The organism is Meiothermus granaticius NBRC 107808 (assembly GCF_003574355.1).
GTDB classification, from domain to species: Bacteria; Deinococcota; Deinococci; order Deinococcales; family Thermaceae; genus Meiothermus; species Meiothermus granaticius.
Window position 1 is genome coordinate 1 of record NZ_QWLB01000045.1, and the last position, 20097, is coordinate 20097.

A 20097-nucleotide genomic window follows, 5' to 3' on the forward strand; every position below is an offset into this window, starting at 1 on the left:
CAGTACCGGGGTTGAGCCAGGCCCGGTTGAAGCTGGAGAGGGTGGCGGGGGTGAGCTTTTCGAAGGCCTCGAGCCGACTTTTGGGCACCGAGGCGGTGAATTGTGGCAGCGGGGCGGCAGGGTCGCTCCCGGCGTATTCGCTGGCTTTGTACAGGGTGACATCCACCTCCGCTAAGCCTGGACGCGCGGCATAGACGCTGCTGACCAGACGCTGGGCTTCCCCCAACCAATTGGGGTGGCCCGGCAGCTTGGCCAGGGCATGGGCTACCTCGATATAGCCGTTGGAGGCATAGACCACCTCGGGGTGGGCCGGGGAGGCCACCTCGAGCGGATGTACCCAGGAGGGGGAGGCGGGTGCGGCTAAGGCGGCAGCGAGGAACAGGGGGGACCACAAGCCGAACATCCCGGCGATTTTGATCCATCTGGGTGGAAGCAGCATGAAATTCCGGGGCCGGGCCTGGGGAGATCTCTTGCGGTGGACTGGCTTTGCCATAGACTTGTACCCATGCGTCCGGCTTGGCTCGAGGTGAACCTTGACTCCCTCGCCCACAACCTTCAGCGGCTGCGGGCTCGAGCCGGGCAGGTTCCGGCCATTGGGGTGGTGAAGGCCAATGCCTACGGCCATGGTGCGGTGGAGATCGGGCGGGAACTGGTGCGGCTGGGGGTTTGGGGGCTAGCGGTGGCCACAGTGGAAGAGGGCCGGGCCTTGCGCCAGGCTGGGCTCACCGCACGGGTGCTGTTGTTGGGGAGCCTGCACCCTGAGCAGGCAGAGGCCGCCCTGAGCTGGGGGCTCATCCCCTCGCTCTCCACGCTCGAGGCGGCGGAAGCGGTAGAGGCCCGGGCCCGGGCTTTAGGGATACGGGCCGAGGTGCACCTGGAGTTTGATACCGGGATGGGTCGCACCGGGTTTCCAGTGGCAGAGGCCCCGCTCCTCAAGGAGCGCTTGGGGCGGTGGGAAGGGCTCGAGCTGGGCGGAGTTTACTCGCACTTCGCGGATGCAGAGGAAAACCCCTCCTGGACAGCAGAGCAGGTCATGCGCTTTGCTGAGGTGCAGGAGGTGTTCGGCCCCGGCCCGCTGTATCACCTCTGCAATACGGCAGGGGTCTTGAATGTTTCCCCCCTGGGCTTGGGGGCGATTCGCCCGGGAATTGGACTCTACGGGCTGTGGCCCGACTCGGGGCTTAAGCCGATCGCCCGCCTGCTGGCCAAACCCACCTTGGTCAAGCGGCTCCCGCCTGGGCAGCGCATTGGATACGGTGGGCTGTACACCACCCAGGGGGAGGAGTGGATTGCCACCCTGCCGATTGGATATGCCGACGGGATGCCCCGACTGCTCTATAACCGGGCTACGGTGCGGCAACTGGGCCCCGACGGGGCTGAATGCCCTGTGGTGGGCCGCATCTCGATGGATCAGATCACCGTGCGCCTGCCGGGACCGACCGACCTGAAAGCCCTATTCGAGGTGGCTTCTGCTGATTTTCACCCCAGCGGAAGCCTATGGGGCTGGGCTCAGCTAACCGGAACCGTGAGCTATGAGCCGGCGGTGCGGTTGGCCGCACGGCTCCCCAGGGTTTATCTGCGGGGTGGGGTGGAGGTGGGCCGGATGGAAGGAGTGTAGGCCGATGTCCTTTCATCTGGCCCAGTTCAACCTTGCTCGGATGGTGGCCCCCCTCGAGTCCGAGGCCATGCGGGGGTTTGTGGAGGGCCTGGAGGCCCTCAATGCCCTGGCCGATGCCGCCCCCGGTTTTGTTTGGCGGCTGCGCGGGGAGGGGGATACCGCCACCGATCTACGGCCCTATGGGGAGGATATCCTGATCAACCTCTCGGTTTGGGAAAGCCTAGAAGCCCTCAAGGCGTACACCTATCAGGGGGCGCACCTCGAGTACCTGCGGCGGCGGCGGGAGTGGTTTGTCCCGCTCAAAGAGCGCTTCTTGGTGTTGTGGTGGGTGCCGGTGGGGTACGAGCCCCGCCTACAGGAGGGGATGGAGCGGCTCGAGTACCTGCGCCGGTACGGCCCGACCCCACGGGCCTTTACCCTGGGCCAGAACTTTCCCCCAGGCTCGAGCCAGTGAGCCGAGCGCAGCCCAAATCTGCTGTAAGGCTCATTTAAACCCCGTTGAGCCGGGCACAATCGAAAGCGATGAAAGCCATCAAGCTATTCCAGGGCTACTTGTGGCATCCCAAGGGGTTGCAATTTGACCCCAAAGCCCAGCTCCCGCGCCAACTGGGAGGGGTGCACATCCTCATTGACCCGGTACGGCCCCCATTCAGTTTTTTTGAGAACGGCACCCCCACCGAGACCCAGCAGTTCTACCAGGTCACCCTGCTGACGCTCACGGAGGCCGAACCGGCAGAGCTCAAGCCGCTCACCCAGCAGATCTCTGACCAGCTGAACGCATATCTGTACGCCACCCCCAAGGAAGTTGGCTGGCAGTTGATGGAAGACCTGCGCCCGGTTTAGGCTGGTTGGGCTTGGGGTTACAGCCACCCCTCGAGCCAGCGGATCCAGTTCTGGCCCAGCACCCCTGCTCGAGCGCTCGGGGGGACCAGATCGCCGAGTTTGGCCAGGTCACCGGGGGTATCGAGCCCCAAGGGATTTTCGTTGAGGCCAAACCCACCGTCGAAATCGCTGCCGATTCCCACCTTATCCCAGCCGATCAGGGCAGCCGTGTGCTGCAGGTGAGCCTGGACCCTCTGGAGCGGGATCCGAGGCTGGCCGCGGCTCCAGGTAGGGTCGAGGAAGAAATTGAACAACACCGTGCCGATCACCCCGTTGCGCTCCCCGATGGCCCGGATCATGGGATCGGAGAGGTGGCGGTTGTTATAGGGGCTTTCCGGAGCGTTCAGGAGCGCCCGGGGGTTGGCGTGGGTGGCGCAGACCGGGCCGTCGGTCTGCTCGAGGGCCTGCCAGAAGGCCTCCTCGTCCATATGGGCCAGGTCCAGCCCCAGCCCGGCTTCCTGGACGGCCTGCACCAGCTCGACCCCGAGGGGGGTCAGGGGGCCGGGTTCGCGGGTACCCCCGGTGTAGCGGTTGCGGTTCCAGGCTGGGCCGATCAGCCGCACACCCTGGGCTTTCCAGAAGCCCACTTCACCGGGCTGGCGGATGGGGCCGGCGCCTTCAATCAGCACCACCAGGCCCAGGGTATGGTCTTGGGGCCAGCGCTGCAGGTGGGCCTGCAAATCCGCCCGGCTGCGCACAATCCGGGCCTGACCAGCGTCCTCCCAGCGCCGGTAGACCTCGAGCTGGCGCAGGGCGTCCCGGTGGGCCTCCTCGGGCTCGGGGTGTTTCTTGGGATCGGCGAAGAGGGTGGCGAAGCACAGCCCCACCCCCCCCTCGCGCAGCGCGGGCAGGGTCACGACGGGGATATCGGGGTGAGGGTCGCGGCGGCGAAGCTCCTCCAGCGGCAAACTGAGATCCCGGTTGTAGTCCAGAACGTTGTGGGCTAGGTCGAGGTGGGCATCTACAATCATGGGCTCGAGCTTATGCCAGCCGATGGGGGCACGCAAGACAGAAGGGAGTTCCAGGGCTTAATACCGAAACGACACCTCGGTCGTGCCCGAGGGGCCCTGGAGGGATAACCACACAGCGTTTGCCTCTGGATGTCTTGACCCCCACAGCCCCAAACGGTAGCCTATGGCGCAGCAAAGGAGGATTCATGCAGCTTGTCAAGTGGTTGGGCGTTTCGCTGGCGCTGGGGGCAGGTCTGGCTATGGCCCAAGACCGCACCTCGACCCTAATCTACGGTGGGGATTGGACTGATCTGATCACCGCTGACCCTGGGGTTTCCTACGAATTTACCGGTGGGCTGGTGACCGATAATCTTTACGAAACCCTGGTCAAGTTTGAAGGCACCGACCTCTCTACCCTCAAGCCGGGCTTGGCCGAAAAGTGGGATGTTAAGAACACTGGCCAGGGCTGGCTGGTCACCTTCAACCTGCGCAAGGGGTCGAAATTCTCTACGGGCCGCGAGGTTACGGCCAAGGATGTGGTCTACAGCATTGAGCGGGTGCTCGCCATCAAAGGCCCGAGCTCATTTCTCTACACCGATGTGGCCAACCTCAAGCCGGGCTCAGCCAAGGCGCTAGACCCATACACCGTGCAGGTCGCGTTGCCCAAAACGGCTTCCCCTCAGGCTTTCCTCAACCTGCTGACCTTCAACATCGGAGGGGTGGTGGACTCTGAGGAGGTCAAAGCCCACGAGCAGAATGGGGACTGGGGCAAAGCCTGGCTCACCGATCACTCGGCGGGGTCGGGGCCGTTTGTGCTCAACCGCTGGGACCGCAACTCCCAGGTGGTGCTCACCGCTAATCCCAATGCACGCCTACAACCCAAGCTCAAGCAGGTCATCCTGCGCTATCTGCCCGAGCCTCAAGCCCAGCGGGTAGCGCTGGAGTCGGGTGAGATTGATATCGCTGAGAACCTCACCCCGGAGATGCTCAAGGCCTTTGGCAGCAACCCCAAGTTCAAGGTGTATAAATCGGACAACTTGCGCTTGCGCTACATCGGGATGAACGCCAAAGAGGGCAGCCCCTTCGCCAACCCTAAAGTGCGCGAGGCGGTACGCTACGCCATCAACCAGGACGACATCATCAACAATCTGCTCCTGGGCAATGCCACCAAAATCCAGACCATCATCCCCAAGGGGCTGTTGGGCTACAACTCAGCCACCTACTACACCTACAACCCCGCCCGGGCCAAGCAGCTGCTGGCGGAGGCCGGGGTACCGAACGGTTTCGAGTTCGAGCTGCTGACCGCCACTGCGACCTGTGATTTTGTGCCTTGTGCGGACCTGGCGGCCAAGATTCAGTCTGACCTGGCCAAGGTGGGGCTCAAGGCCAACATCAAGCAAATCCAAAACTCTGAGGTTTTGAAGATCTACCGCGCGCAGCAGGCCCAGATGGTGCTGGTGGCCTGGTCGCCGGATTTCCCCGATCCGGATGGCAACGCCACCCCGATGTCGGATTACAACGCCAAGAGCCTGGCCTACCGCAATGTGTGGAACAACCCCACTGCGGCCAAGCTGGCCCAGCAGGCTGCGCTCGAGCCCACCCCGGCCAAGCGTGCAGCCCTGTACAAGATCCTTACCGAACTGGTGCTTAAGGAAGGCCCCTACGCGATCCTCTATCAGCCTGCGCAGAACACGGTGCTCTCGGTCAAAGTCGAGGGATATGTGCGCAACGGGCAGAATCAGGTTCGCTTCGAAAACCTCAGCAAGCAGCCGTAAATCCCTTTAGCCGATAGCTGCGGCCCATGGCCACCGGCTATCGGCTATCGTTATGGGTCATTGATATGTTTGCTTACCTGATCCGCCGCCTGTTTTTCGTGGTGTTTGTGGTCTGGGGGGTGACCTTTGCCACCTTCTTCATCTCACAGGTGGTTCCCGCTGACCCCGCCCTGGCGGCCTTAGGGGATAACGCTCGAGAAGACCAGATTAAAGAGTTTCGTGAGCGCAACGGCCTGGATAAACCTGCATACGTGCAGTACGCCGTATACATGAACAAGCTCCTGCACGGGGACCTGGGGCAGAGCCTGCGCACGAGCCGCCCGGTGATCGATGACCTGCGGGAGTTTTTCCCAGCCACCATCGAGCTTTCGCTGGCAGCGTTTTTCGTTGCCCTGCTGATCGGTGTGCCCTTTGGGGTGATTGCGGCCCTGAACCAAAACCGCCCGCCGGATGTGATCGTGAGGATCCTGGCCCTCCTGGGCGGGGCCACCCCGGTGTTCTTCCTGGGAATTTTGTTGCTACAGGTGTTTCACGCTCAGCTGGGTTGGTTTCCTGGGCCGGGGCGGCTGGACCCCTACGCCCTAACCCCCCCGCGCGTGACCGGGTTCATGACCATTGATACGCTTCTCGCTCACGATCCCCGGACGTTCTGGGATAGCCTTTATCACCTGGTTTTGCCCGCGGTGGTGCTGGGTTCGGCTTCGGCGGCCCTGCTGGCCCGGATGACCCGGGGGGCCATGCTCGAGGTCTTATCCCAGGACTACATCCGTACCGCCCGTGCCAAGGGGGCCAGCAACAGCGCGGTCATCCTTCACCACGCAGCTAAAAACGCAGCCCTGCCTGTGCTCACCGTGCTGGGGGGGCTCTTGGGGGGGCTTCTCTCCGGAGCGGTTCTCACCGAGACCATTTTTAGTTGGCCGGGCATCGGGCGCTACGTGACCACCTCGGCCAGCAGCCTGGATTTTCCAGCGGTGATGGGGGTTACGCTGTTGGCGGGCCTGGTCTATGCCACCATCAACCTTGCGGTAGACCTGCTCTACGCCTACATAGACCCAAGGATCAAGTATGGCTAGCCTCCCCACCGCTGGACCTTCTACGCGCTCGGCCTCGCGCATGGTGCGCCGTTTCCGCCGCAACTTCTCGGCCATGCTGGGCCTGACCCTCTTCGTCCTGCTGATTCTGTTAGCCGTGTTGGGGCCGCTGTTCACCGTTGATCCCCTGGCCCAGGAACTGGTCAACAAGCTCAAACCGCCTTCAGCCCAGCATTGGTTGGGTACCGACCAACTCGGTCGGGACGTGTGGTCGCGGGTGGTTCATGGAGCCGCCATCAGCCTGCGGGTGGGGTTTTTGGTGGTGGCGCTGTCCGCGTTGGTGGGGGTGGTGGTGGGGCTTTTGGCCGGCAGCTTAGGGGGGGCGGTGGACAACCTCCTGATGCGCTTCACCGACATTTTTTTCGCTTTCCCCTCGTTGATCCTGGCCATGGCGATTGCGGCTGCTTTGGGCCCCAACCTCAACAACACCATACTGGCGGTTGCCGCCGTGAGCTGGCCGGTATATGCCCGGCTGGTGCGCGCGCAGGCGCTGGCTCTGCGTGAGCGGGAATTCGTGGAGGCGGCAAAAGCCCTGGGATCACGAACCCTGAGGGTGCTTTGGCGCCATATTTTGCCCAACTCCCTGACCCCAGTGCTGGTGCAGGCTAGCTTTGATATGGGGGGGGCAATTCTTACGGCCGCGGGGCTTTCCTTTGTAGGGTTTGGGGCTCAGCCCCCTACTCCGGAATGGGGGGCCATGGTCTCGGAGGCGCGGAACTATATTGATGTGGCCTTTTGGGCTTCGGTGTCCCCGGCAGTAGCCATCATCCTTACGGTCTTGGCCTTCAACCTGTTGGGAGATGCCCTGCGGGATGTGTTGGATCCCCGGGGGCGGGATTGAATGGGCGCGGGATGGGCTTTGTACAATTGAGCAGTGGCGCGAACTATAAACCTCTCCACGAGCGACTGGGCGGTGTTGGCGCTGCTTTCTGAGGGGGAAGCCCACGGATTTCGTTTGGCTTCGGTATTTGCCCCCAGTGGGGAGCTGGGCCAGATTTGGAGCATTCAGCGCCCACAGGTGTACCGTGCCCTCGAGCACCTGGTGGCTCGAGGGTATGCCCTTCCACTGCGACAGGAAACCGGAGAAATCGGACCGCCCCGTACGGTGTATGTCGCCACTCCCGAAGGGATACGGGTGGTGCGCCAATGGTTGGCCACCCCGGTGGCCCATCTGCGGGAGGGGCGTTCGGACTTGCTGCTCAAGCTGGCCTTTTTATATCGGCTAGGGGAGAGCCCCAGACCGCTTTTGGGCGCCCAAAAAGAAATTTTTGGCCAATTGCTGAGAAGCCTCGAGGCCCGGGTGCCGGTGGCTGAGGGTATAGACCGGGTGGTGCTGCTGTGGCGGGTGGAGAACGCCCGCTCGGCCCTGGATTTCCTCGAGAAGCTGCTTTAGATCCGGTTGTCTTATGGATTCTTAGTTGATATAGTAACGCCGTTACTACTCTTAGTTACGATGCAACTACCTAACAGAAGAATAGAGCGGAAGGTGGGATCAACCCTCGGCAAGATCCAGGGCGCTGGGTCCGACCATCGGGCGGCAACGGCCAGAAGGTGAGGAGAATTCGATGAATTTCAAACGCTACGTGGGGGCTTTTTTGCTGGCGGCTTCTTTAGCCCATGCCCAAAACGATACCGTGCGTGTGGTGGCTGCCGCCGATTTGCAATACGCTTTGAGTGATATCGTTCAGCGTTTTGAGGCCCAAAATCCCGACATCAAAGTGCAGCTTACCTTCGGCTCCTCGGGTAAGTTTTATACCCAGATCAGCCAGGGCTTGCCGGCAGACCTATTTTTTTCAGCCGATGAAGCCTTTGCCGCTCAGCTCGAGAAGGCCAATCTCATCGTTCCTGGCACCCGCAAGCTTTATGCGGTAGGGCGCATGGTGATCTGGGTGTCCAATGGTTTGGTCGCCCAGGGGCTGAATCCCCAAGCGCTGGGTCCGAAGCTGCTTTTGGATCCTAAGGTAACCCGTATTGCCATCGCGGACCCCGTACATGCTCCCTATGGACGTGCGGCGGTAACCTTACTGCAGTACTTCGGTTTGCTCCGCCAGACCAAACAGGCCGAGTGGGAAAACATGGGCGCTGGAATCCCGGCTTTTTACGATATTGCCACCTTGAAGCGGGGAAAGCCCAGTTTCGAGTTTGTGTATGGCGAGAACATCTCCCAAACCGCGCAGTTGGCCCTAACCAGCACGGGGGTGGGCTTGATCGCTCTCAGCATCGCTAAAAGCGAGGCCATGAGCCGGGGAGGACAGTACTGGTTGTCCCCGCTCTCGAGCCATATGCGCCTCAATCAGAACTACGTCATCCTGAAGGGACAAGACCGGCCTGCGGTGCGCAAGTTTTATGACTATATCGCCAGTACCACCGCTCGGCAGATATTCAAGCACTACGGCTTTTTGCTGCCAGGGGAAAAGCTGGAGGACTAAGGGGCAACCGGCATTTTCTTGGCGAGGCCTAGATGAACGATCCGATATTTTGGCAAACCTTAAAATTAACCTTGGAGGTTTGCGTCGTTTCAACCATTGTTCTGCTGCTTTTCGGAATTCCCCTGGCTTGGATTTTGGTCCACAAGCGTTTTTGGGGAAAGCGGGTGGTGGAATCACTGGTGTTGTTGCCGCTCACCCTTCCGCCTACGGTTTTGGGGTTTTATTTGCTGCTGTTTTTGGGCCAGAACGGGCCCATGGCGAAATACCTGCACATCGAATGGGCGTTTCGTTTTGAGGGGTTGGTCATTGGCTCGGTGCTCTTCAGTTTGCCGTTTGCTCTTACCGCTTATCGAGAGACGTTTTTGGCTTTGGAGCCCGACTTAATTGCTACCGCCCGGACCCTGGGGGCCTCCTTGCCGAGGGTTTGGCGGGAGGTCATTCTGCCTCTGTGCTGGCCCGGCATTTTATCCGGCACAATTCTGGCCTTTGCCCATACCTTGGGCGAGTTTGGGGTGGTGCTCATGGTCGGGGGGAGCATCCCAGGTAAAACCCGGGTGGTGAGCATTTACATCTACGACCAGGTGCAGGCCTTGCGCTTTGATCGAGCGGCGCAGGCCTCGGCGATTTTGCTGATCATTAGTTTCGCCCTTGTTTATAGCGTGCGCAGCCTGGAAGACCGCCTGAAGCCACGAAAAGGGGCCACCTGAAATGCCTCTTCAAGAAAAGCCCAGACCCTTACGCCCGGCCATGGAGATCTCCTACCGCATCCATCACCCCATAGCGCTCGAGCTAAACCTCACGGTGCAGGGGTTTACGGTGCTGCTGGGGATGAGCGGGGTGGGGAAGTCCACCTTGCTCAAAGCCTTGGCGGGGCTGCTTCCAGCCGAGGGCCAGCCCTTTGCCGGGCTACCCCCGGAGCGTCGCCGGGTTGGGTATCTGCCCCAGAGCTTCGCCCTGTTTCCCCACCTGAGCGCATTGGGCAATGTGGCCTTTCCGCTGGCGCATTTGCCTCCGCAGAAGCGCCGGGTCAAGGCCCGGGAATACCTCGAGCTGATGGGAATTTCCCATCTGGCTGAGCGGTATCCCCGCGCGCTTTCGGGGGGGCAGCAGCAGCGGGTGGCCCTGGCCCGGGCCCTGGCTCGAGAACCCCAGCTTTTGTTGCTGGATGAGCCCACCAGCGCCCTAGACATGGCCACGCGAGAAGAGGTGTTCAGTGAGGTGCTGGAGCGCCTTCGCCGCTTGGGGATCCCTACCTTGGCAGCTTCGCACGATGTTTGGTTGGCCCAACGGGCCGACTGGGTGGGAGTGCTGAGCCGCAGCGGCTTAGAGCAACAAGGGCCCCCAGCCCAGGTGTTTACCCATCCCGCTACCCTGGAAACGGCCCGCCTGGTGGGGTTTCGCAACCTGTTCGAGGCCAGGGTGCTGGAAGTTCAGGACGGCTTCCTCTACCTTGAGACCCCTGCGGGGGTGCTGAAGGCCCAGGGTCGGGCCTGGCCGGTAGGGCAGCCGGTGTGGCTGGGGATTCGCTCGGAGGACGTGGGGTTTGAGGGGCTGGAAAATCGGGTGGCGGGGGTCCTGACCGCCTTGCAGGCCCAGGGTGGCGGAGGGTGGGCCCACTTTTCTGGGCCGCTAGAGCTCGACCTTTTGCTCTCCCGTCAGACCCAGGATCGGCTGGGGCTCGAAGAGGGGCAGGCGGTCGAGGTGGTGCTCGATCCCCGCTATCTGCACGTCATCCCGGGGTCTCCTTGAGGATCCGGGGAAGCTGCGCGCAGGCCACGGTGCCTTTACCCAGCTCGCTCTCGAGCCAGATTTTCCCGCCGTGCCCCTCTACGATCCACCGGGCGATGGAAAGCCCCAGCCCCGAACCCCCAGGATCGTTTGGGCGGCGTACCCGGTAAAAGCGCTCGAAGATTCGAGAGAGGTCTTCGCGGGGGATGCCCGGCCCGGTATCGGAAACCCGCAGCAACACGCTTTGGTCTTGGCAGCGCAGGCTGAGCCGGATGTGCCCTTCTGGAGGGGTATATTTCACCGCATTTTCCAGGAAGATCAGCGCCAGTTGCTTGAGCCGGTCGCGCTGGCCCTGCACCCAGGCAGGCTCGAGCCCATCCAACTCGAACCCGTGGCCTTTGCCAAAGTGGCGGGCTTCGTTCCAGGCCTCCAAGACCACCTCGTGGAGGGGGACCTCCGAGAATTCAAACCCCAACCCGGCCTCGCCCCGGGCTAGGCTGAGCAGGTCGTGGATCAGCCGCTCGAGCCGAGCGGCCTCGGCCTCGGCTTCGTGCAGGGCCTCCTTGCGCTCTTCCGCCTGCATCTGCGGAAAGCGCAGCAGCAGCTCTAGGTTGCCCCGGATGGCCGTGAGGGGGGCCCGTAGCTCGTGGGCGGCATCGGCCAAAAAGCGTTTTTGTGCTTCCACCAGCTCCCTCAGGCGCCGCTCGCGCTCGCGCAGGGCCCGTTCGATGGCATAGCGTACGGCCCGGGCCAGCCCCACCCCATCCGCCCGGCCTTTGACCAAATAATCCTGTGCCCCTTCACGCACCGCGGTTCTGGCCACCCCCTCATCCGCTAAGCCCGTCATCACCACCACCGGAATTTCCGGAGCCGCCTGGGTGATGGTCTGTATGCCTTCCAAACCGCTGGCATCGGGCAGGCTGAGGTCGAGCAGGATGGCCTCGAAGCTATCCTGACTTAGCTGCTTGAGGGCGGCCTGTAGGGAATGAACGTGCTCGAGCCAAAACTCTTCCCCAGCCTCCTGCAACAGCTCTCGCACCAAAAAGGCATCGCCGGGGTTGTCCTCAACCAGTAAAACTCGAGTGGAGCTATGCTGCATGGCTCAGGCCCCGATGGGCAGACGCACCACTGCCAGCCAGAAGTGCTCCAGGCTGCGGACTACCTCGAGAAACTTATCCAGGTCTACGGGCTTAGAGATATACGCGTTGGCGTAGCGGTTATAGCTCTGGGTGATGTCTGCTTCGGCTTGCGAGGTGGTCAGCACCACCACCGGGACCTGCCGCAGCTCGGGGTCTTGCTTGATCTCGGTCAGGACCTCGAGCCCCCCCTTGCGGGGCAGGTTGAGATCCAGGAGCACCAGATCCGGGCGGGGCTGGCCGGCAAAACGGCCTTCCTGGCGCAGGAACTGTAAGGCTTCTACCCCGTCGCTGACCACGTGCAATCGGTTCCTCACCTTGGCCTCCTCAAAGGCTTCACGGGTGAGCTGGACATCCCCAGCATTGTCCTCTACCAGCAGAATCTCGATGATTTCTGTGCTCTCAATCATGGGAATCCTTATCCGAGCGGGTAGGTTGCATTATATCGGGGGTGGGCCTCTTTATGTCCGCTCCGCAGGGGCCTCGGGCAGAGTAAAGAAGAAGGTACTCCCTTCCCCAGGGATGCTCTCCAGCCAGAGCCTGCCCCCATGCCGCTCGATGATCTTCTTGACTACGGCTAGCCCGATCCCATTGCCAGGATAGGCTTCTTTGGTGTGGAGCCGCTGAAAGATCAGGAAGATGCGGTCAAAGTAGGGGCTTTCAATGCCGATTCCATTGTCAGCAACGCGGAACCGCCACCCTCCATTCTCTCGCTGGGCCCCGATCTCGAGCCGCGGCTGAACCCCCTCGCGGCGGAACTTGAGGGCGTTGCTCAGGAGGTTTTGAAAGACCTGGCGGATTTGGGAGGGGTCTCCCCAGACGGTGGGCAGGGTTCCGAGCTGGACCTGGGCCCCACTTTCGGCGATGGCGACCTCGAGGTCGCGCAGGGTCTCGGCCACCACCCGGGCGGTATCCACGGCCTGGAAAGGCATCCCCTTGGTCCCCACGCGGCTATACACCAACAGGTCCTGGATCAGCTGTTGCATTCGGTTGGCCCCATCCACAGCAAAATGGATGTACATATCGGCCTTTTCGTCCAGCTTGCCCTTGTAGCGCCGCTCCAGAAGCTGGGTGTAGGAGGAGACCATCCGCAGGGGTTCTTGCAGGTCGTGGGAGGCCACATAGGCGAACTGCTCGAGCTCGCGGTTGGAGCGCTCCAGCTCCGCTTGCTGCTCTTGGAGGTGGCGGTTGGCTTCGACCAGCGACTGGTTGGAGCGCTCGAGGTTGGCCGCGGCCAGATTAAAAGCTTGGGCCAACTGGCCCAGCTCATCGCGCCGCTGGATCGAGACCCGGGCGCTGTAGTCTCCGCCGCCCAGCCTCGAGGTGGATTCCCGCAGGCGCTGTAGGGGCTCGATCACCACTCGCTGGGTTCCTAAGCGCAGCAGCAGGGTACTGCCGACCAACACCCCGAGGGCCACCCAAACCAGACTGCGCAGTTGCCCGATTTCGCGCAGGTTCTGCATTCGGCTTTGGGTGAACTGCTCGGTCAGCTGATTTTGTACCTTGGCAAATTGCTGCCGCAGCAGGTCGAAGCGGGCTTTACCCTCCTCAAACACCCGGAGCTGTTGGGCTTCGGAGAAAGGCCCTTGGCTGCGCACGCGGGCGATATTGAGTTCCGCCCACTCATTCAGATAACTGCGGATGGCCGCGGCCAAAGCGTGGAGGGCGGGCGGGGCCTCAGGATCGGCCTCGAGCTTGGGCAGCAGCTCGGAGAGGACGCGGCGGCCCTCGCGGTAGGGCTCGAGAAAGTTCTCCTTCTGGGAGAGCAGGTAGCCACGCTCCCCGGTTTCGATGTTGAGCAGGGCCTTTTCTAGGCTGTTGAGGTTGGCCAACCGGGCTTGGGCCCGCAGCCGCTGAGCGGAGCTGCGGTTGAGGTCGGCCACGGTGAGGCTGGTCAGAAGGATTAGAACCAGGGTGAGCAGCAGCACCAGGGCCACGTAGACATCCAGCTTGCGGGCGATGGGCAGGTCGGCCCACCAACGGGCAGATAGAAACGGAGAACTCACATCCGGTATTATCTCCGGCTTGGCCGGAGCGGGGGTGATAGCCCTTGACCCTCGAGCCCGAAGCCTCGACAATGCATGGGTATGCGAGGCTTGTCTCAGCGGGTACACAGCATGAAGCCCTCCTCCACCGTGGCAGTGAATGCCAAGGCCCTCGAGCTGCGCCGCCAAGGTATTGATTTGGTGGCCATGACCGCTGGGGAGCCCGATTTCGATACCCCTCAGCACGTTAAGGACGCAGCTTGGCGGGCCATACAGGCGGGAAAAACCAAATACGCTCCGCCCGCCGGGATCCCCGAGCTACGGGAGGCCATCTCGCAGAAGTTCAAGCGCGAGAATGGATTGGACATCCCCCCGGATCAAACCGTGGTCACGGTGGGGGGCAAGCAGGCCCTATTTAATCTCTTCCAGGCCCTCCTAGATCCTGGAGACGAGGTGATCGTGATTGGGCCGTACTGGGTTTCCTACCCCGAGATGGCCCGCTTCGCCGGGGGGGAGGCGGTGGAGGTGCGGACCGGCCCTGAAGCCGGATTCATCCCTGACCCCGCCGAGGTGGAGAAGAAGGTTTCTCCCCGCACCAAGGCGGTGGTGCTCAACTCCCCAGGCAATCCCACGGGGGCGGTGTATCCCCAGGAGGTGCTCACCGCCATCGCCGAGATCGCGCGCAAGCATGATTTCTATGTGATCTCCGACGAGATCTACGAGCACCTGATCTATGAGGGGGAACATTTCTCCCCGGCTCGAGTGGCCCCTGAGCGCACCATCACCGTCAATGGCGCGGCCAAGGCCTATGCCATGACCGGCTGGCGCATTGGCTACGCCGGGGGGCCTAAGGATGTGATCAAGGCCGTGGTGGACGTGAACAGCCAGAGCACCACTAGCCCGGACACCATCGCCCAGTGGGCCATGGTGGAGGCCCTGACCAACCTCGAGGCCTCGCAGCAGTTCATTGCTATGGCTCGAGAAGCCTATCGTGGGCGGCGCAACCTCATCGTGGAGGGCTTGAACCGCATAGGGCTGCCTACCCCCAAGGTGAATGGAGCCTTCTATGTGCTCAGCGACGTTTCCAAAATTGATCCCGACGAGGTGAAAGCGGCGGAGCGCTTGCTGACCGAGGCTCGGGTAGCGGTGGTTCCCGGTACCGACTTTGCCGCCCCACAGCATGTCCGGTTTAGCTACGCCACCAGCGAGGACAACATTCGAAAAGCCTTGCACCGCATCGAGGAGCTGCTGGCACGTCCCTAATGGATGGGGCTGGCCTTCGGATATAGACTGAAGAAATGATCCGGTGGCTGGCTCCTCTGGGCCTGCTTTTGGTCTGGGGCTTCACCTTTCGGGTGTATCTGCTCCTGCCTGAGCGGATCCCGGTTCACTGGAACCTACAGGGTGCGGTGGATCGCTACGGGAGCCGCCTCGAGGTCTTCCTCCTCCCAGTGGTCCTCGTCCTGCTTTATTCCCTTCTGGCCCTAGCTCCCCGCCTGGACCCCAAGCTAAAGGACCAAAAGCTTAGCGCCTGGCCCTGGCTCACTGCAGGGCTGGTGGTTAGCCTGGGCCTACTCCAAGGGGCCATCCTCTACACCACCTGGAGGCAAGTGCAAGGGGAGCCTTTCCCCATCGAGCGGGCCATTTTAGGGGCCGTGGGGATGGCCTTCCTTTTGCTGAGCGCGCCGCTTTACCGTTTACCCCCCAATTATTTCGCGGGGGTACGCACGCCTTGGACCCTGGAAAGCCCTAGGGTCTGGCACTCTACCCACCAACGGGCGGGCCTCCTCTTTGCCCTGATGGGGGGCTGGGCCCTGCTCCTGGGGCTCCTCGGGGCAGGGGGGGGTTGGTTTTGGCTCTGGTTTGGTGCGTTTCTGCTGGGTAGCCTCTACCTGGTGGTCTTCTCTTATCTGGCTTGGCGGCGGAATGCCCCCTAACGCCGCTTGCGCTGCGGCAGGAGCAGCAAAATCACCCCGATCACCACGCAGCTATCGGCTAGGTTGAACACGGGGAAGTTGTCCAGAAACGACAAACCGGTGTGGTTGATGTCGATGTAGTCCACCACCCAGCCTCGGCCCAGCCGGTCTATGGCGTTGCCCAGGGCCCCGGCGGCGATCAGGGAGAAGGCCACCTGCTGGAGCCAGGGCAGCCGGGTACGGCCCATGTAGATCAGCAGCCCAAACCCCACGACCAGGCTGATCCAAACCAGCCACTGGGCCCCCCCCTGGAACAACCCAAAAGCCGCCCCGGTATTCTTGAGAAAGGTGAGGTCGAAGATCCAAAACAGCTTGCGGATGGGTACCGCGTAGACATCGAAGGCTCGAGGCCCTACCGCTCGCAACACCTCGAGCTTAATCACTTGGTCGGCGACCAGCAAAAGCGGAACCAGCCAAAGGGCAATGGCCATGTCCTGGGGAGTCTAGCACGCTTTGGCGAGGCTATGCTATACTCGTGGACGTTGTCTTGAGGCCGGCCCCAGCGCCCGCCCGAGAGAAGGAGCCCAAAGGGGGCATCCCTGGAAGGCAGCAAGGAGCTTAGCAATGTCCAAGGTTTGCGAAATCAGCGGAAAGCGCCCCCGGGTGGCGGTGGCGGTTACGTATCGCGGTAAGGCCAAACGCGAGGGCGGCGTGGGGAAGAAGATCACGGGATACGCCAAGCACTGGCAGTCTCCCAACCTGCGCACGGTAACGGTGAACGTGGGGGGGCATGACATCACCTTCAAGGTGGCGGTGAGCCACGTTCATAAGGTGTACGAACTGGTTGAGCGCTCTAAGGGGATGAAGCTCGAGGGGCTCAACGCCAAGCAGGTCAAGAGCCGGCTGCTGAACCTGCTGTAATGTAGGCCGACGGATCCCCCTCTCCCCCTTGGGAGAGGGGTTTAGGTTTGGATACAATAGCCTATGCCGATTAAGCCGGGCTGGATTGTATTGGCCCTGGTGGGGCTGTTTGCCCTATGGCAGACGGCCGATTTGGTTTCAGCCCGAAGGCAGCTGCGGGCGGCTCGAGCCGAGATTGCCAAGCTCACCGCCCAGCCTCCCCAGCCTCCGGAGCGCTTCTCGCTGCCGCTTCCGGGGGCTTGCCTGCCCAAAACCGCCGCCAACCTGCCAGGCGCTCCGCGCGAGTATCGCAAGGGGACCAACCCGGGGTTTGTCTTCTTGAATGGCGACGCCTGCGTCCCGGTGGCCTATGGGATGGGGGTGGTGGCAGCCTCGAGCGGCACCGTGGTCAAAGCCGACACCGACTACAAGGAGTTGTCCCCTAAGGACTTCCAGGCCTTGCTCAAAGCAGTAGCCAATGGGGCTACCCCAGAGCAGATGGCCCGGCTTCGGGGCCGGGAGGTGTGGATTCGCCATGCCGAGGGCCTCACCACGGTTTACGCTCATCTTTCGGCCTTAGCCCCCGGCATCAGGGTGGGCAGCAAGGTGGAGAAGGGGCAGTGGATCGGGAATGTGGGCAACAGCGGTACAGAGTACGGGGTGTTGGGCCAGGCGCAGGGAGCGCGGCTGCTGTTTGAGCTATGGGACGGGGAGCCGGACAAGGACAAGTATTTTGGCCAGGGCCTGCCCCCTGAGGCGCTGCGGGCCAAGGCAGCGCTCGAGTTCGGGGTGAAATAGGGCGGAGAGACCGGATGCCGCCGGCCCTTCCCAAATTCCTCTGTTAGTATTGACGCCATGCGGCAGACCTTTCAACAAGTTTGGCAATACCTCTGGGTGCGGGCCGCGGTCTACATTTTGGTGTTGCTGTTGGCCCTCTGGTTGTTGTCGTGGATTTTTCACGGGGCCCGAACCGCGATCGTGACCATTGCTTTGGCCTTTGTCTTTTCGTATATCACCAGTCCCATCGTGCGCTGGTTTGAGAGGCGCCACCTGACCCGGGCCTTGGGGGTGGTGGTGGTGTTTGCGGGGTTCTTGCTCTTCCTGGCGATGGCTTCGGTGTTGTTGGCCAACCTGGTCAGCCAGCTTACCGGCTTTTTGAACAACCTGCCGGCCCTTCTTTCGCCCCTTCTTAACTGGTTTAGCGGCTTGCCGGGGGCGTTGGGACAGATTGAATTGCCGCAGCCCATCCGGGAAGCCCTGAACCAGGCCGGCAGCAGCCTCGAGACCCTCCTGCAAGGGTTTGCCCAAACCCTGCTGCGGGGGCTTCAAGCCCTGTTGGCTCAGGGGGGCAATCTGATCGGGTTCTTCACCGCGGTTGTGGGCGGTATCTTCCAACTCCTCACCGCGCTGACCATCTCCATCTATCTGCTTTACGACCTGCCCAAGGTTGGATACACCCTGTTCAACACCGTCCCCCAACCCTATCAACCGCTCACCCGCGAGCTTGCGGAGCGGGCGGACCGGGCCTTTGGCAACTATGTGCGGGGGCAGATCACGGTGGCGGCCCTGGTGGGGCTCACCGTAGCGATCGGCCTCTCGGTGGTCTATGGGATTTTCCAGGGGTTTAGCCAGCAGACCTTTTCGCAGGCCTTCTCCCTGGGGTTTTTGGCCTTTATCTTCAACTTTATCCCCTATGTGGGGGTGATCATCTCCTCGATCCCGGCGATCTTGCTGGCCCTGCCGATGGGCTGGCTGGCGGTGCTGGGAGCGGGGGGGGCTTTGTGGTTGGCCAACCAGCTCGAGGGCAACCTCTATGGCCCCTTCATCATGCGCCGGGCCGTGAGCATCCACCCAGTCACCGGTATCTCCGCCATCTTGATCGCGGGTTCCCTTTTCGGGGTGGTGGGGGCCTTGCTGGCAGGGCCCATCCTGGCCTTTTTCAAGATCCTCTACACCGACTACTACCTCAACTCGAGGTTCTATAAGGAAGGCTAATGCGGGGCCAGCAGTTTGTACATCACCACCGTGCCGTGGAGCTGGCCATCCTGCCCGCGGGCGTATTGGGGAATCACCCCGGCTCGCTGCCAACCCAGGCTCAAGTAAAGCCGCTCGGCCTCGTGGCCCTCGAGGGTGTCTAGCACAAGCGTGGTCCGCCCCAGCCTTCCCGCCTCGAGCTCTGCCGTCCGCATCAGCGCGGTGGCAAGGCCCTTGCGCCGATGGGCCGAACCCACCATCAGCTTGGCGATCTCGGCCCGGTGCAGCCCGTTGGCGCGGGCCTCGAGGTTGAGCTGGAGGGTTCCGGCCACCTGGCCGCTCTCCAGCGCCACCCACAGCCGCTTATGGGCCCCCTGTGAGGCTTTGCTCACCTCGAGCCAGTAGGCTTCGGCCTCCTGAGCCGACAGGGGAGGTAAGAACCCCACCGAGGCCCCACCGTCCACCACCTCTTGCAGCAGCGCCACCATCGGAGGGAGCAGGGGCTTTAGGCTTTTGGCGTCCAGTTGCTGGATCTTCATGCGCTACCAACCCGCTTTCTACGCCCAGTGCCCTCCCGCTTGAAGGGCTTTGCGGAACCACTCTGGAACCTCAGGCCCGAAACGTTTTCCGGCGAAGTCCTGGGCGAACTCCCCGTAAGCCTGGGCTTGAATTGCGGCTCGAGCGCTTTCCATCAACCGGTGTAGATAGCGCAGGTTATGCAGGCTCAGCATCCGCAGCCCCAACATCTCCTCAGCCCGCACCAGATGGGACAAGTAGGCCCGGCTGAAGTGCTGGCAGGTGTAGCAGTCACACCCTGGGTCTATGGGGTTGGGGTCGTCGAGGTGCTTGCTGAGTTTGAGGTTCATCCTGCCCTCGGGTACCAGAGCGTAGCCGAAGCGCCCGGTACGGGTGGGGTACACGCAGTCGAACATATCCACCCCCAGCCCGACCGAGGCCACCAAATCCTCGGGGTGGCCCACCCCCATCAGATAGCGGGGTTTGCGCTCGGGCAAGAGGCGGGTAGAAAGCTCCACCGCCGGATACATCCCCTCCTTGGGTTCGCCCACCGCCAGCCCACCGATGGCATAACCGGGGGTATCGAACCGAGCGGTGGCCTCGGTGCTGAGGCGGCGCAGCTCGAGATCTACCCCGCCTTGCGCAATGGCAAACAGGGCCTGATCGGGGCGGGTTTTGGCCCTCAGGCAGCGCTCGAGCCACCTCAGGGTGCGCTCGATTGAGTCGCGCATGTACTCCCTCGAGGCCGGGTAGGGTGGACACTCATCAAAGGCCATGAGGATATCCGCCCCCAAGGCTTCTTGCACCCATACGCTTTTCTCGGGGGAAAGCTCGATCAGGTCTCCGTTGAGGTGGCTTTGGAAGACCACCCCTTCCTCGGAGATGCGGCGCAGGTGGCCCAGGCTCATCACTTGGAAACCCCCGCTGTCGGTGAGCCAGGGGCCGGGATAAGCCGCGAAACCGTGGAGCCCGCCCAGCCGCTGAACCCGCTCAGGGCCCGGGCGCAGCAGCAGGTGATAGGTGTTGCCGAGGATGATCTGGGAGCCGATTTCCTGGAGCTCCTGCGGGGAGATCCCTTTGACGCTGCCCAGGGTACCCACCGGCATGAAGAGGGGGGTCTGAACCTCTCCATGGGGGGTCAGCAAAAGCCCGGTGCGGGCACGACCGGACCGGGCGGTAAGGGAGAACTCGAACACC

22 protein-coding genes and 1 pseudogene are annotated in these 20097 nt (G+C 62.3%); 15 read left to right on the forward strand and 8 right to left on the reverse strand.

Going from position 1 to position 20097, the window contains the following annotated elements; genetic code table 11:
* Positions 1 to 403 (reverse strand): annotated as a pseudogene (locus Mgrana_RS13650) (hypothetical protein); the annotation flags it as partial.
* Between the two features lie 102 nt (positions 404 to 505).
* On the opposite strand from Mgrana_RS13650, the gene alr reads away from it, so the two are divergent.
* The 3 genes from alr to Mgrana_RS13665 all read left to right on the forward strand — a co-directional run bounded on the left by alr (position 506) and on the right by Mgrana_RS13665 (position 2461).
* Positions 506 to 1618, forward strand: coding sequence for an alanine racemase (gene alr / locus Mgrana_RS13655; RefSeq protein WP_119358160.1), 1113 nt, complete (start codon positions 506 to 508; stop codon positions 1616 to 1618).
* Positions 1619 to 1622: 4 nt separating this feature from the next.
* Entirely contained in the window at positions 1623 to 2072 is a 450-nt protein-coding gene (locus Mgrana_RS13660; RefSeq protein ID WP_119358161.1) for a DUF3291 domain-containing protein, read from the forward strand.
* Between the two features lie 68 nt (positions 2073 to 2140).
* Positions 2141 to 2461, forward strand: coding sequence for a DUF3208 domain-containing protein (locus Mgrana_RS13665; RefSeq protein ID WP_119358162.1), 321 nt, complete (start codon positions 2141 to 2143; stop codon positions 2459 to 2461).
* A 17-nt stretch (positions 2462 to 2478) separates the two neighbouring features.
* Here the strand turns inward: Mgrana_RS13665 and Mgrana_RS13670 are convergent, their stop codons facing one another.
* The gene (locus tag Mgrana_RS13670) at positions 2479 to 3471 is read right to left on the reverse strand and encodes a dipeptidase (RefSeq protein ID WP_119358163.1); all 993 of its coding nucleotides are present in this window, start codon (positions 3469 to 3471) and stop codon (positions 2479 to 2481) included.
* Positions 3472 to 3656: 185 nt separating this feature from the next.
* Here Mgrana_RS13670 and Mgrana_RS13675 point away from each other — a divergent pair, with 185 nt between their 5' ends.
* The 7 genes from Mgrana_RS13675 to Mgrana_RS13705 all read left to right on the forward strand — a co-directional run bounded on the left by Mgrana_RS13675 (position 3657) and on the right by Mgrana_RS13705 (position 10494).
* The gene (locus Mgrana_RS13675) at positions 3657 to 5225 is read left to right on the forward strand and encodes an ABC transporter substrate-binding protein (protein ID WP_119358164.1); all 1569 of its coding nucleotides are present in this window, start codon (positions 3657 to 3659) and stop codon (positions 5223 to 5225) included.
* Between the two features lie 65 nt (positions 5226 to 5290).
* Entirely contained in the window at positions 5291 to 6298 is a 1008-nt protein-coding gene (locus Mgrana_RS13680; RefSeq protein ID WP_119358189.1) for an ABC transporter permease, read from the forward strand.
* Positions 6291 to 7157, forward strand: coding sequence for a nickel transporter permease (nikC, locus tag Mgrana_RS13685; RefSeq protein ID WP_119358165.1), 867 nt, complete (start codon positions 6291 to 6293; stop codon positions 7155 to 7157). Before Mgrana_RS13680 ends, nikC begins: the two co-directional genes overlap by 8 nt.
* Before the next feature lie 33 nt (positions 7158 to 7190).
* On the forward strand, positions 7191 to 7709 hold the full coding sequence (locus tag Mgrana_RS13690) for a PadR family transcriptional regulator (RefSeq protein ID WP_240631379.1): 519 nt from the start codon (positions 7191 to 7193) through the stop codon (positions 7707 to 7709).
* Positions 7710 to 7881: 172 nt separating this feature from the next.
* On the forward strand, positions 7882 to 8745 hold the full coding sequence (modA, locus tag Mgrana_RS13695; protein ID WP_119358166.1) for a molybdate ABC transporter substrate-binding protein: 864 nt from the start codon (positions 7882 to 7884) through the stop codon (positions 8743 to 8745).
* A gap of 32 nt (positions 8746 to 8777) precedes the next feature.
* The gene (modB, locus tag Mgrana_RS13700) at positions 8778 to 9452 is read left to right on the forward strand and encodes a molybdate ABC transporter permease subunit (RefSeq protein ID WP_119358167.1); all 675 of its coding nucleotides are present in this window, start codon (positions 8778 to 8780) and stop codon (positions 9450 to 9452) included.
* Between the two features lie 40 nt (positions 9453 to 9492).
* A complete protein-coding gene (locus Mgrana_RS13705; RefSeq protein ID WP_119358168.1) occupies positions 9493 to 10494 on the forward strand; it encodes an ABC transporter ATP-binding protein in 1002 nt (333 codons plus the stop codon).
* Here the strand turns inward: Mgrana_RS13705 and Mgrana_RS13710 are convergent.
* The 3 genes from Mgrana_RS13710 to Mgrana_RS13720 are packed head-to-tail and all read right to left on the reverse strand — an operon-like array spanning position 10475 to position 13615.
* On the reverse strand, positions 10475 to 11572 hold the full coding sequence (locus Mgrana_RS13710) for a sensor histidine kinase (RefSeq protein ID WP_119358169.1): 1098 nt from the start codon (positions 11570 to 11572) through the stop codon (positions 10475 to 10477). The two genes, Mgrana_RS13705 and Mgrana_RS13710, sit on opposite strands and share 20 nt — an antisense overlap.
* Positions 11573 to 11575: 3 nt before the next feature.
* Positions 11576 to 12019, reverse strand: a complete 444-nt coding sequence (locus tag Mgrana_RS13715) for a response regulator (RefSeq protein ID WP_119358170.1) — start codon at positions 12017 to 12019, stop codon at positions 11576 to 11578.
* A gap of 51 nt (positions 12020 to 12070) precedes the next feature.
* Positions 12071 to 13615, reverse strand: coding sequence for a sensor histidine kinase (locus Mgrana_RS13720; RefSeq protein ID WP_119358171.1), 1545 nt, complete (start codon positions 13613 to 13615; stop codon positions 12071 to 12073).
* Between the two features lie 81 nt (positions 13616 to 13696).
* On the opposite strand from Mgrana_RS13720, the gene Mgrana_RS13725 reads away from it, so the two are divergent.
* Positions 13697 to 14857 carry a pyridoxal phosphate-dependent aminotransferase gene (locus Mgrana_RS13725; RefSeq protein WP_119358172.1) on the forward strand — a complete coding sequence of 387 codons (1161 nt, stop codon included), beginning with the start codon at positions 13697 to 13699 and terminating at the stop codon, positions 14855 to 14857.
* 35 nt (positions 14858 to 14892) lie between these two features.
* The gene (locus tag Mgrana_RS13730) at positions 14893 to 15531 is read left to right on the forward strand and encodes a DUF1648 domain-containing protein (protein WP_119358173.1); all 639 of its coding nucleotides are present in this window, start codon (positions 14893 to 14895) and stop codon (positions 15529 to 15531) included.
* On the opposite strand, the gene lspA is transcribed toward Mgrana_RS13730, so the two are convergent.
* Positions 15528 to 16001, reverse strand: coding sequence for a signal peptidase II (gene lspA / locus Mgrana_RS13735; protein WP_119358174.1), 474 nt, complete (start codon positions 15999 to 16001; stop codon positions 15528 to 15530). The genes Mgrana_RS13730 and lspA overlap by 4 nt on opposite strands.
* A gap of 133 nt (positions 16002 to 16134) precedes the next feature.
* Here lspA and Mgrana_RS13740 point away from each other — a divergent pair, with 133 nt between their 5' ends.
* The 3 genes from Mgrana_RS13740 (at position 16135) to Mgrana_RS13750 (ending at position 18405) form a co-directional block, all read left to right on the forward strand.
* Entirely contained in the window at positions 16135 to 16431 is a 297-nt protein-coding gene (locus Mgrana_RS13740) for a large ribosomal subunit protein bL28 (RefSeq protein ID WP_119358175.1), read from the forward strand.
* Positions 16432 to 16494: 63 nt separating this feature from the next.
* A complete protein-coding gene (locus Mgrana_RS13745; RefSeq protein WP_119358176.1) occupies positions 16495 to 17208 on the forward strand; it encodes a M23 family metallopeptidase in 714 nt (237 codons plus the stop codon).
* Positions 17209 to 17265: 57 nt separating this feature from the next.
* Positions 17266 to 18405 (forward strand): AI-2E family transporter, encoded by a 1140-nt coding sequence (locus Mgrana_RS13750; RefSeq protein ID WP_119358177.1) that lies wholly within the window; start codon positions 17266 to 17268, stop codon positions 18403 to 18405.
* On the opposite strand, the gene Mgrana_RS13755 is transcribed toward Mgrana_RS13750, so the two are convergent.
* A complete protein-coding gene (locus tag Mgrana_RS13755) occupies positions 18402 to 18923 on the reverse strand; it encodes a GNAT family N-acetyltransferase (protein ID WP_119358178.1) in 522 nt (173 codons plus the stop codon). The genes Mgrana_RS13750 and Mgrana_RS13755 overlap by 4 nt on opposite strands.
* Positions 18924 to 18941: 18 nt before the next feature.
* Positions 18942 to 20096 carry a tRNA guanosine(34) transglycosylase Tgt gene (tgt, locus tag Mgrana_RS13760; protein ID WP_240631380.1) on the reverse strand — a complete coding sequence of 385 codons (1155 nt, stop codon included), beginning with the start codon at positions 20094 to 20096 and terminating at the stop codon, positions 18942 to 18944.
* Between the last annotated feature and the right edge of the window lies 1 nt (position 20097).